The sequence below is a fragment of the Acinetobacter sp. YH12142 genome, assembly GCF_013418435.1.
Taxonomy (GTDB): domain Bacteria; phylum Pseudomonadota; class Gammaproteobacteria; order Pseudomonadales; family Moraxellaceae; genus Acinetobacter; species Acinetobacter amyesii.
Genome location: NZ_VPCB01000033.1, coordinates 1 through 10,723 on the forward strand (window position 1 = coordinate 1; position 10,723 = coordinate 10,723).

Annotated in this window: 9 protein-coding genes and 7 pseudogenes; 9 read left to right on the top strand and 7 right to left on the bottom strand. The window is 37.6% G+C overall.

What is annotated here, in order from left to right; all coding sequences use genetic code 11:
- The 5 genes and pseudogenes from FTU77_RS15445 to FTU77_RS15465 form a co-directional block, all read left to right on the top strand.
- Window positions 1–467: pseudogene (locus FTU77_RS15445) on the top strand (IS1 family transposase); the annotation flags it as partial.
- 173 nt (window positions 468–640) lie between these two features.
- Window positions 641–1,066: pseudogene (locus FTU77_RS15450) on the top strand (AraC family ligand binding domain-containing protein); the annotation flags it as partial.
- A 14-nt stretch (window positions 1,067–1,080) separates the two neighbouring features.
- Window positions 1,081–1,149 (top strand): annotated as a pseudogene (locus FTU77_RS15455) (transcriptional regulator); the annotation flags it as partial.
- A 492-nt stretch (window positions 1,150–1,641) separates the two neighbouring features.
- The gene (gene msr(E) / locus FTU77_RS15460; RefSeq protein ID WP_000052512.1) at window positions 1,642–3,117 is read left to right on the top strand and encodes an ABC-F type ribosomal protection protein Msr(E); all 1,476 of its coding nucleotides are present in this window, start codon (window positions 1,642–1,644) and stop codon (window positions 3,115–3,117) included.
- Between the two features lie 55 nt (window positions 3,118–3,172).
- Entirely contained in the window at window positions 3,173–4,057 is an 885-nt protein-coding gene (locus FTU77_RS15465; protein WP_000155092.1) for an Mph(E) family macrolide 2'-phosphotransferase, read from the top strand.
- Between the two features lie 189 nt (window positions 4,058–4,246).
- Here the strand turns inward: FTU77_RS15465 and FTU77_RS15470 are convergent, their stop codons facing one another.
- The 6 genes and pseudogenes from FTU77_RS15470 to FTU77_RS15495 all read right to left on the bottom strand — a co-directional run.
- Window positions 4,247–4,858, bottom strand: coding sequence for a recombinase family protein (locus FTU77_RS15470; RefSeq protein WP_015060246.1), 612 nt, complete (start codon window positions 4,856–4,858; stop codon window positions 4,247–4,249).
- A gap of 207 nt (window positions 4,859–5,065) precedes the next feature.
- Window positions 5,066–5,494, bottom strand: a complete 429-nt coding sequence (locus tag FTU77_RS15475) for a hypothetical protein (protein WP_000877730.1) — start codon at window positions 5,492–5,494, stop codon at window positions 5,066–5,068.
- Between the two features lie 544 nt (window positions 5,495–6,038).
- The gene (locus FTU77_RS15480; RefSeq protein WP_104505826.1) at window positions 6,039–6,353 is read right to left on the bottom strand and encodes a hypothetical protein; all 315 of its coding nucleotides are present in this window, start codon (window positions 6,351–6,353) and stop codon (window positions 6,039–6,041) included.
- Window positions 6,354–6,391: 38 nt separating this feature from the next.
- The gene (locus tag FTU77_RS15485; RefSeq protein WP_104505827.1) at window positions 6,392–6,706 is read right to left on the bottom strand and encodes a DNA-binding transcriptional regulator; all 315 of its coding nucleotides are present in this window, start codon (window positions 6,704–6,706) and stop codon (window positions 6,392–6,394) included.
- Window positions 6,687–7,010 carry a transcriptional regulator gene (locus FTU77_RS15490; RefSeq protein WP_104505828.1) on the bottom strand — a complete coding sequence of 108 codons (324 nt, stop codon included), beginning with the start codon at window positions 7,008–7,010 and terminating at the stop codon, window positions 6,687–6,689. Before FTU77_RS15490 ends, FTU77_RS15485 begins: the two co-directional genes overlap by 20 nt.
- A 292-nt stretch (window positions 7,011–7,302) precedes the next feature.
- Window positions 7,303–7,788: pseudogene (locus FTU77_RS15495) on the bottom strand (IS3 family transposase); the annotation flags it as partial.
- Between the two features lie 105 nt (window positions 7,789–7,893).
- Here FTU77_RS15495 and FTU77_RS15500 point away from each other — a divergent pair.
- From FTU77_RS15500 to istB, 4 genes and pseudogenes are all read left to right on the top strand, one after another.
- On the top strand, window positions 7,894–8,439 hold the full coding sequence (locus FTU77_RS15500) for a DNA-binding protein (RefSeq protein WP_127800924.1): 546 nt from the start codon (window positions 7,894–7,896) through the stop codon (window positions 8,437–8,439).
- 98 nt (window positions 8,440–8,537) lie between these two features.
- A pseudogene (locus tag FTU77_RS15505) lies at window positions 8,538–9,628 on the top strand (IS3 family transposase).
- A 35-nt stretch (window positions 9,629–9,663) separates the two neighbouring features.
- Window positions 9,664–10,004 (top strand): annotated as a pseudogene (locus FTU77_RS15510) (transposase); the annotation flags it as partial.
- 53 nt (window positions 10,005–10,057) lie between these two features.
- Window positions 10,058–10,312: pseudogene (istB, locus tag FTU77_RS15515) on the top strand (IS21-like element ISAba8 family helper ATPase IstB); the annotation flags it as partial.
- A 248-nt stretch (window positions 10,313–10,560) separates the two neighbouring features.
- On the opposite strand, the gene tnpB reads toward istB, so the two are convergent.
- The gene (gene tnpB, locus FTU77_RS16190; protein ID WP_373685831.1) at window positions 10,561–10,719 is read right to left on the bottom strand and encodes an IS66 family insertion sequence element accessory protein TnpB; all 159 of its coding nucleotides are present in this window, start codon (window positions 10,717–10,719) and stop codon (window positions 10,561–10,563) included.
- Between the last annotated feature and the right edge of the window lie 4 nt (window positions 10,720–10,723).

Below are 10,723 nucleotides of genomic sequence, written 5' to 3' on the forward strand. Positions count from 1 at the left end.
AAAGTTTTACGTACTTTAACTGAATCAACCTATGAAATTCAGCCTCAGCAAAGTCATTATGAATCTCTCGAAGTAGATGAGTTCTGGAATTTTGTTGGAAATAAAAAGAATAAACAATGGCTTATTTACGCCTATCATCGAGAAACAGGTGAAATTGTTGCTTATGTTTGGGGTAAACGAGATTTAGCTACAGTCTAACAATTGAAGACAAAGCTTAAACAATTAGATATTCACTACACCCGAATTGCAAGTGATCATTGGGACAGTTTCATCACTGCTTTTAAAAATGGTAAGCAAAGTATTGGTAAATTTTTTACTGTAGGTATTGAAGGCAATAATTGCAAAATAAGGCATAGAATTAGGCGTAGCTTCAGAAGAAGCTGTAATTTTTCAAAAAAGCTTGAAAACCATTTTAAAGCTTTTGATTTAGCCTTCTTTTCTTTTACATCAATAATGGCTTCATTTAAAGGCAGCATACTTTTTGAAGCACCACCAAAATTTTATGTTAAGTAGAGACTAAAAATGCCCTTGATTAAGGGCTTACAAGGGCATTTTGTATAAGGTGTATTATGTTAATTTTAGAATTTCTTCATTAGATAATTTTTGATAAGCTAAATCCATTAGGACTAATTAAGTAAATATGAGCAATTGGGTCAATGTCACACAGGATAAGTCTACAGGTATAGAACTAATTCATGCCCACTTCAAAGGCTTTGCATACGATCCTCATCTACACTCAAGTTATCTTATAGGGGTAACAGAGTTAGGACATCAACAATTCAATTGTAGAAAAAAAATTATTGATAGCTATCAAGGTCAAACTTTCATGCTTGAACCTGAAGAAGTTCATGATGGTAATGCACCAGATCCTCTCGGCTTCACTTATAAAATGATGCATTTAGATCCAGCATGGTTAAAAAAAAGCTATGAAGGAATATTTAATGAGCCTATCGAACTTGCTATCGAATCAACCCTACGTTCTGATCCTCAACTTTCACATTTGATACTTTCAACCTACAATATATTGAATAACAATGAATCTCAATTGATGAAAGATACGTATTTAGATCTTTTATTAGAAAACGCTATCCAACTGGACCAGCAGCTACATTGATTCGAATTTTAGATGCTCACCCAAGCCTTATTTGAAAAAATTACTTAAAAAATGGGAGCTTAAGGCTCCCATTTTTATTTCGTATAAGGTGTATTATGTTAATTTTAGAAAATCTTCACTACTATTATTTTAAAATAAGCCTTATATCCAAGCATAAAACAAGGTTGTCTAGACTTCTTTTAACAGTAAAGTTATCATAAAACTGAATTTTATTTTTTAGGTAAGTTTATGCATTCTATCCGCATTCGTTAAGACACAACTATTTGCATAGTGACACTATTTTATAATGGTGGGCTTTTGTTGTGTCTTTAAGAATATATGCGGATATATAAAGTAAAAGTATGCTTAATTTATAAGTATGCTTTTAGTGCATAGTTTCCAGTTATAACTTAATTGACTAGCTATTTGTCCACCCTGTGGATGAATAGCTTTTTTTTTGGGAGGACACTGTGATGCTAGCTTTTGTTTTCACCTAAATCCTGTTTGCTGCATAAAAAATTTCAAGAGCTAAACAGGAGTAAATAAAAATGAGTTTAATTATTAAAGCGAGAAACATACGCTTGGATTATGCTGGGCGTGATGTTTTGGATATTGATGAATTGGAAATTCACTCTTATGACCGTATTGGTCTTGTGGGTGATAACGGAGCAGGAAAGAGTAGTTTACTCAAAGTACTTAATGGCGAAATTGTTTTAGCCGAAGCGACATTACAGCGTTTTGGTGATTTTGCACATATCAGCCAACTGGGCGGAATCGAAATAGAAACGGTCGAAGACCGGGCAATGTTATCTCGCCTTGGTGTTTCCAATGTACAAAACGACACAATGAGTGGCGGAGAGGAAACTCGTGCAAAAATTGCTGCCGCATTTTCCCAACAAGTACATGGCATTCTAGCGGATGAACCAACCAGCCACCTTGATCTCAATGGAATAGATCTACTTATTGGTCAACTTAAAGCATTTGATGGAGCATTACTTGTTATCAGTCATGACCGATATTTTCTTGATATGGTTGTAGACAAGATATGGGAGTTAAAAGACGGTAAAATTACGGAATATTGGGGTGGTTACTCGGATTACTTGCGTCAAAAAGAAGAAGAGCGACAACACCAAGCCGTAGAATATGAGCTGATGATGAAGGAACGGGAGCGATTAGAATCTGCTGTGCAAGAAAAACGCCAGCAAGCTAATCGATTAGACAATAAGAAAAAAGGAGAAAAATCCAAAAACTCTACCGAAAGTGCTGGACGACTTGGGCATGCAAAAATGACTGGCACCAAGCAAAGAAAACTGTATCAGGCAGCTAAGAGTATGGAAAAGCGTTTGGCTGCATTAGAAGATATTCAAGCACCAGAGCATTTGCGTTCTATTCGTTTTCGTCAAAGTTCAGCCCTAGAACTGCACAATAAGTTCCCGATTACGGCAGATGGTCTGAGCTTAAAATTTGGTAGCCGTACTATCTTTGATGACGCTAACTTTATAATACCGCTTGGCGCTAAAGTCGCTATAACTGGATCGAATGGAACAGGGAAAACGTCCTTGTTAAAAATGATATCAGAACGTGCTGATGGATTAACCATATCTCCAAAAGCTGAAATTGGCTACTTTACACAAACAGGATATAAATTTAACACGCATAAATCTGTGCTCTCCTTTATGCAGGAAGAGTGCGAGTACACAGTTGCGGAAATTCGTGCAGTATTGGCTTCAATGGGGATCGGAGCGAATGATATTCAAAAAAACTTATCCGACTTATCGGGAGGTGAAATCATCAAACTGCTTTTATCCAAAATGCTTTTAGGAAAATATAATATTTTGCTTATGGATGAACCAGGAAACTATCTTGACCTAAAAAGTATTGCCGCATTAGAAACAATGATGAAGTCCTATGCAGGAACTATTATCTTCGTATCTCATGACAAGCAATTGGTCGATAATATTGCTGACATTATCTACGAGATCAAAGACCACAAAATCATCAAGACTTTTGAGAGAGATTGTTAATGATAGCCAATCTAATCCGAACATTAATTATTGAACTCTTTAAAGGAAATTAAAAATGACAATTCAAGATATTCAATCACTTGCTGAAGCACACGGCTTGTTGCTTACGGACAAAATGAATTTCAATGAAATGGGCATTGATTTTAAGGTCGTTTTTGCTCTTGATACAAAGGGGCAACAATGGTTGCTGCGTATTCCTCGTCGTGATGGCATGAGGGAACAAATCAAGAAAGAAAAACGCATTTTAGAATTGGTAAAAAAACATCTTTCTGTAGAGGTTCCTGATTGGAGAATTTCATCTACAGAATTAGTGGCTTATCCCATACTTAAAGATAATCCTGTTTTAAATTTGGATGCTGAAACCTATGAAATAATTTGGAATATGGACAAAGATAGCCCGAAATACATAACATCTTTGGCAAAAACCTTATTTGAAATCCATAGTATTCCTGAAAAAGAAGTTCGGGAAAATGATTTGAAAATTATGAAACCTTCAGATTTAAGACCTGAAATAGCAAACAATTTGCAGTTAGTAAAATCTGAAATTGGTATAAGTGAGCAATTGGAAACCCGCTACAGAAAATGGTTGGATAATGATGTTCTATGGGCAGATTTCACCCAATTTATACATGGCGATTTATATGCTGGGCATGTACTAGCTTCAAAGGATGGAGCTGTTTCAGGCGTTATTGATTGGTCAACAGCCCATATAGATGACCCAGCGATTGATTTTGCTGGGCATGTAACTTTGTTTGGAGAAGAAAGCCTCAAAACTCTAATCATCGAGTATGAAAAACTAGGGGGTAAAGTTTGGAATAAACTATATGAACAGACTTTAGAAAGAGCAGCGGCCTCTCCTTTGATGTATGGTTTATTTGCCTTAGAAACTCAAAATGAAAGCCTTATCGTTGGAGCAAAAGCTCAGTTGGGAGTTATATAATTTAAAAATATGATTGCTGAGAACTGCCTTGTTTTGAAACTTGGTTGGCTTTAATTAGTTTTTAGTATTCTTTATAGAAAATGCCTCGATCAAGGGGCATTTCTAACAATCATTTAACATAAAATTTCTTATGTGAAGTAACCTGAATGCAGCGGTGCCCCATTGGGGGCGCGTTGAGATAAGCCTCTTTTAGATAACTTTAGCAACTCGATAGACAGTTGCAACTCCACAATTCACTGCTTTGGCAATTTCTTCCTTAGTCATATTGCCAACTACTAGCAATTCTTTTATTCGTTTATGTTTAGCCTCATTTGCCTTCTTGCCTGTTGGTTTGTAACCCGAACGTGCCAGGCCCTGCTTAATACGTTCTATACGTTTCTCATTGTCTAGGCGGGCCATTGTTGCCAGAAGATCAATCAACATATTGTTGATGAGTTCCAAGATTGAATGAGTAATGCTGTCACTGGTTTGAATCATTTGGTAGGTAGTAGGAAGATCTGCTACGACTAAACGAAGTCCCTTCTCCTGGATCCTGCGCTTCAGCTCTTGAAAATCTCGTTGGGTTAGGCGTGATAAGCGGTCAATACTTTCAACTAACAATGTGTCACCTTGATTTGCTTCTGACAGTAGCTTATTCAATTCAGGTCGGTCTAACTTCGTACCACTATAGTTTTCCACGTACACAATGGTTTCACCCAAATTCAAGTTTTGGTTTAGATCCTGAAGAATCTGCAAAGCCCTTTCTGCATCTTGATCTTTAGTTGAAGCTCGTAGATAAATACGTGTATTCATTTCTATCATTTAATCTTAATTCTATTAGATTAATGATAATACTATCATTTAATTATTGCATTAAGTCTAATGATAGATATTGTATGCGATTTGGCTCGCTATCATTCAGGTATAGTCTTTTGATAAAAAAAGCATGACTGGAAGCCATGCCTTGGGAATTCGTATAACGTGTATTATGTTAATTTTAGGGAAATTTAAGAATCTCTATGCAATGGTTTATTCAATATTCTTTGATTTCTTATCTTTTAGGTTAATCAGAAATAGCCAATAACATAAGCCAGGAAATAGAGCCATAAAGATAGTCCATGTATCTGTATACATCTTCCACCACTCTTTCGAAATTTCTCCTGTGTGACTCCATCCAAAAAGAATAAAAAATGGAGTAGCAATAATTATAGAGGCAATACAGATAGTTAATAAATTAAGACTGTTATAACGATTTAAAAGAATTGAGAATATGAAGCTGAAAGGTACAGTCAAAATACAATAAGCCAAGTAGACAAGACCGTGCCCTACAAGAACCACTAAAATCGAGTATAGGCTGTATTCCTGATTCATTACGATAAACAGGACTGCTGTGAAAAAAAGTAGTGGTAAAGGAGAAAGTAAGAGAGCTTTTACTATTTTTTCATTTGAATATTTCACTAATTTAATTCTCTTATCTACTCAATAAATAATAATACTATAACGATTTTATTGGAGGTTTTTTGATTCTATTTAACATAATGGTGGTTATACGCAATACACTTGTATATTAATATAAATATCAGATACTTAATAAAACAAGAAAAATCCAAAAATGCCCAAAAAACCGATTTTGAAACAAATCGGCTTTTTTATGAGCAGTTTTGATAGTTCTTGCCAATAAATTTGTTTAAAAAGTAGTCGATTTTGAGATTTTTTAAATTTTATCAATGCGTGAATGTTCAAAATTATCCCCATTTCTTGTGGATAAAACTTAGGCTGTTTTGTACGCTTTAGCTTACGTAAATTCCGGTCCTTTGCGGCTATTCGGAATAGTAGAATTTTCATATGATTAATTGGTCAGGAACAGGAAGTTCCTTAGAATTACAAAGAATGAGCACCAGGATGGGGCCAGATACGACAAGCACTAAGCCAGCACAGACCTAAAGTTCCAATAAAAAACCTCGGCAGGATGCCGGGGTTTTTTATTGTCTGCATTTAAGGTCTAATCAGTCTTAGCCAATTCATTTTGGTTGATAAGTTTAATCAGCGCATTTTGAACAAACTCATCAAGTTCAATCCCTTTTTCTTTTATGATGGTTTCTATCTTTGCTAGCGTTTCACTTTCTAATTCGAACTCGATTTCTGCTGATGTTTCCATGAGTAAATCATAGTTATTTTCGACTATCTTTTTAAAGGTTTCTTCTAGATCTTTTGTTGATGGAATATTGAAAGATAAGCGTAATGAGCTATTGATAATTTCAATATGGGTATACCCTAAATATTCAGTACTTTTTCCCACAAATCCTAAGTGCTTCATAAAAAACCTTAAATAAATATAGTAGAGAGCTGTCTAAATTAAGCCAGACTCTCTTTTACAAATTTTGGATCAACAATAAATAATCGAATAAGGGATGTTGCTGCTCCTGATGGTCTTCTCGCACCTTGTTCCCATGATTCAAGAGTACGTCTTGATACGCCAAGAATCTTAGCAAACTGATCTTGTGTTAGTTGAGCCTTTCTACGAGCTAACGCTACATCTGTCTCAGTGATTACGGTTCTTTTCGCTGCATTACTAGTAAGCATATCGTCGATGCCTTGTAATATTTCAGCTTCAATATCCCTAGTTGCTTCAAAAGCCTCAAGTTCTTTTTCAGTCATTAAACGAGTCATTTAGTTTCTCCACTAATGCTTGAAGAGTCTTCTTACTAAGCTGTACAGTTTGCTTTTTACTGTACAAGGTTAATAACCAAATCTCTCCATTTGCTAAACGATTAAAGTAGATGACTCTGACACCACCACTTTTACCTCTACCACCGCTAGTCCATCTAATCTTACGAATACCACCTGCATTAGGCTCTACATCTCCTGCTTCAGGATTTAATGCTAAGAATGTTTTGAATTCCTCATATTCTTCCTGAGTCCAATAAACAAGACAGTATTTAGTAAATAATGGAGTCTCACATATTGTATACATTGATTGCATTCATACTACCTTGTAGTAGTTTATTTTATACTACTTTGTGGTATTTTTAAATGATAATTCTTAGTTCACAGGATTAAAGACGATGTACTATTTTGCAGAGGATCCCTTCTAGGTAATGTTACCTAGGAGGAACAATGAAAAAACTGAAACATCAGTACAGGCAATCAATACAGAGTACTCACCATGACTACTTTTGGGAAATCTATCCCAATGTCAGAAGCTCTGTATTTAAAAATTTAGCACTCTGAACCGTACCGGGTTTGTCGGAGACTTTTTATTTAAGTTAGGCCACCTGACCTAACGGATTAATCTTATCATAGTAGATTGCTTCAAACTCAAAAGGTGATACATAACCCAGTGCACTATGTACACGTTCTTTATTGAACCAATCTACCCAGTTTAGTGTCGCAAGTTGTACATCTGCTAAACCTTGCCAATCTGCTTTTAAATATTCAATCACCTCTGTTTTGTATAAGCCATTCACCGTTTCAGCCAAAGCATTATCGTATGAATCACCAGTCGTACCGACTGATGCTCGTAAATTTGCTGCTTCTAAACGATTGGTATAACGAATGGAAAGATATTGCACACCTCTGTCGGAATGATGAATCACATTCTTTGGCATGCATCGGTCATGCAATGCTTGCTCCAATGCATCGAGCACCATGTCTGTATTCATACGTGTTGATACTTTCCATCCAACAATTGCTCGTGAGAACACATCAATAATAAAGGCGGTATAGACCCAACCTGAATTGGTTTGAATATACGGGTGAGTTTTAGCTAGTCATAATTCATAAAAAATATCGATTGTGTACTGTACTGTAATGTACTAAAATACGATACAGTACAGTACACAATAGGAAGTAAACCCATGGCAATCACTAAATCAGATGTGGCAAAAGCCATCGAATCCCTTGCAGCACAAGGCTCAAACCCAACTAACGATAATATCCTTGCGGTTCTTGGTAGCGGCTCAAAGACCACTATCAACAAATACCGCAAAGAGATCCTTGAAGAGCAACTGGCGGCAGCCGTTACTACGGCAAAAACTCTGAAAGATGCGGAACTTGTTACCGTGTCACAAGTCATTGCAACCCTATTGCAAGAACGGATTGATGCAGTACAAGGCGGATATGCGGAAACAGTGCAACAACTGGAAAAGCAGCTTGCAGATACCACAGAAAAACTGGAACAGGTGCAAATCAAACTTGATGAACAGGTCAAACAAACTGATGACACCACCGACAAGCTGAAAGTCGCTCTTGCTAGTACAGATAAGGCAAAAGAAGACTACAACGCCTTGCAAGCCAAATATGAACAGCTACTCGAAAAATCAGGCTCGATCAAATATGTGGAATCACAACTCACTAATGCAAATGCACGGATAGCTGAATTAGAAAAACAGATTACAATGTAAAAAGACAAGTAACTGACGATGAAGGCTGGTAATCCCCCCTAAAAATAATAGGATCTAAAAGTAGAATTTTCTCTTAAGATACGAGCAGGAGATTCTGCATGAAAACATCTAAATTTACTGACAGTCAGATCATGTCCATCTTGAAACAGGCAGAATCTGGCACACCTGTAGCGACCCTTTGCCGTGAACACGGCATGAGTAATGCTACCTTTTATAAATGGCGTGCCAAATATGGTGGTATGGATACATCATTAATGGCTCGACTGAAAGAGCTAGAAGCCGAAAATACCAGACTTAAAAAGATGTATGCGGAAGAGCGATTAAAGGCCGAAATCATCCAGGAAGCGATGGCAATGAGCAGCACTGCTGCGCAAGGGTAAAGCCATCTTGCCGGCGTAAGATGGCACAACAGGCAGTTGCCCAGCATGCCATTAGTATTCGTTTGGCTTGTAAAGCATTTGGCATTAGTGAAACCTGCTACCGCTATCAAGCCAAACTCAGCGATGACAATGCACTCATTGCTGAACAGCTCATTGAACTCACTGAGGAAAATTCCGATTGGGGCTTTGGTTTGTGCTTCTCGTATTTACGGCATGTTGAGAGTTGCTGCTGGAATCACAAGCGGGTTTACCGCATTTACTGTGAGTTGGCACTGAATCTGCGTATTAAACCGAGAAGAAGACTAAAACGGCATGCGCCTGAACCATTGAAAGAACCAATCCGAGAAAATCAGGTTTGGTCATTAGATTTTATGCATGATCAGCTTTCCGATGGTCGCAAGTTTCGATTATTGAATGTGATTGATGATTACCGCCGCGAAGGCCTAGCCATTGACGCAGGGTTCTCATTGCCCACAATCAGGGTTATTCGTACGTTGAATCAATTGCTGGAGTGGAGAGAAAAACCGTTAGTGATCCGATGCGATAATGGTCCCGAATTTATCAGTCACGAATTTGTGCGCTGGGCTACTGAGCACGGTATTCGTATTGAATATATTCAACCGGGTAAGCCACAGCAGAATGCGTATATTGAACGCTATAATCGGACTATACGTTATAGTTGGCTGAGCAAGCATTTATTTGATACTTTGGATGAAGTACAAGATTATGCAACAAACTGGTTGTGGCATTACAACCATGAAAGACCACATCAAGCTAACAAAGGAAAGCCACCTCTAATGGCTGCTTAACCTCTACTTTTAACTTCGGTTATTTATGGGAGGATTACCGATCACCTGAAATATTTAATACAGACAAAGGCAGTCAGTTCACGAGTGATGCATTTATTGATGTATTGAAATCAAATGGCATTCAAATCAGTATGGATGGTAAACTTGCGCAGTATACTGCTCATAGATTGATAATGTGATGGTTGAACGATTATGGCGGAGCGTTAAATATGAAGAGGTGTATCTCAAAGCTTATAGCAGTGTCACAGATGCAAAAAAGCAATTGAGTGCATATTTCAAGTTTTATAATTTGAAACGACCTCATTCGAGTCTAGACAAAATGACACCCAATGAGTTTTACTATGATCAGCTACCCCAACAAAACAAGGTGGCTTAACTAGAGCGGAATATCACTTATAGAAGTTGTTCAAATTTCCGGATCCATCTCTTTATTTACCGTTTGGACGTGAAGAAGCGAATCTGTTCTTTAACGTGATTGCCAAGCGTTATGAAAAAGGCAGTACGATATTGACGAGTAACTTACCCTTTAGCCAGTGGTCCAAATCCTTTGCAGATGATGTCACGTTGACCGCTGCGATGTTAGATCGGTTATTGCATCACTGTCATGTGGTACAAATATCGGGTGAGAGTTATCGTTTGAAGGATAAAAAAAGAATTGGGATTCAGCCCCAGGTTGAAATTTAATACGAGATCAAAGGGGTCAATTTTACTTTGCCATTTGTAAGGTGAAAGGGGTCAATTTTAGAATGCCGTTGACAACTTAAATAAAAAGTCTCCGACAAACCTGGTACGGTTCAGTCTGGTGAATTCCAGCAGTTGTTCATGGGTCAGTTGGCTTAAGTCAGGCAGCGTATTCATGACCGCAGTATGCCTGAGGTCATGAGAAGAATGAAATAGAACGTTTGGAGGATGGCAGAATGGTCGAGCTTGGTTTAGAGCATATTCACCACTTGCTGCAATCCAATTCTCTGCCAGGGCAAACCTTGGATCAGTGCCTGTAACTGTTCCGGGCTGAGGGCCACGGTTTCACCTTGGTGAACTTGAGCCCAGTGAAATTTGCCCTGTTCCAGCCGCCGGGCACACAGCCAGATGCCC

Coding starts and splice junctions, on each gene's coding strand:
- FTU77_RS15465 (WP_000155092.1), top strand. CDS start 3,173: ATGACAATTCAAGATATTCAATCACTTGCTGAAGCACACGGCTTGTTG.
- FTU77_RS15470 (WP_015060246.1), bottom strand. CDS start 4,858: ATGATAGAAATGAATACACGTATTTATCTACGAGCTTCAACTAAAGAT.
- FTU77_RS15480 (WP_104505826.1), bottom strand. CDS start 6,353: ATGAAGCACTTAGGATTTGTGGGAAAAAGTACTGAATATTTAGGGTAT.
- FTU77_RS15485 (WP_104505827.1), bottom strand. CDS start 6,706: ATGACTCGTTTAATGACTGAAAAAGAACTTGAGGCTTTTGAAGCAACT.
- FTU77_RS15490 (WP_104505828.1), bottom strand. CDS start 7,010: ATGTATACAATATGTGAGACTCCATTATTTACTAAATACTGTCTTGTT.
- FTU77_RS15500 (WP_127800924.1), top strand. CDS start 7,894: ATGGCAATCACTAAATCAGATGTGGCAAAAGCCATCGAATCCCTTGCA.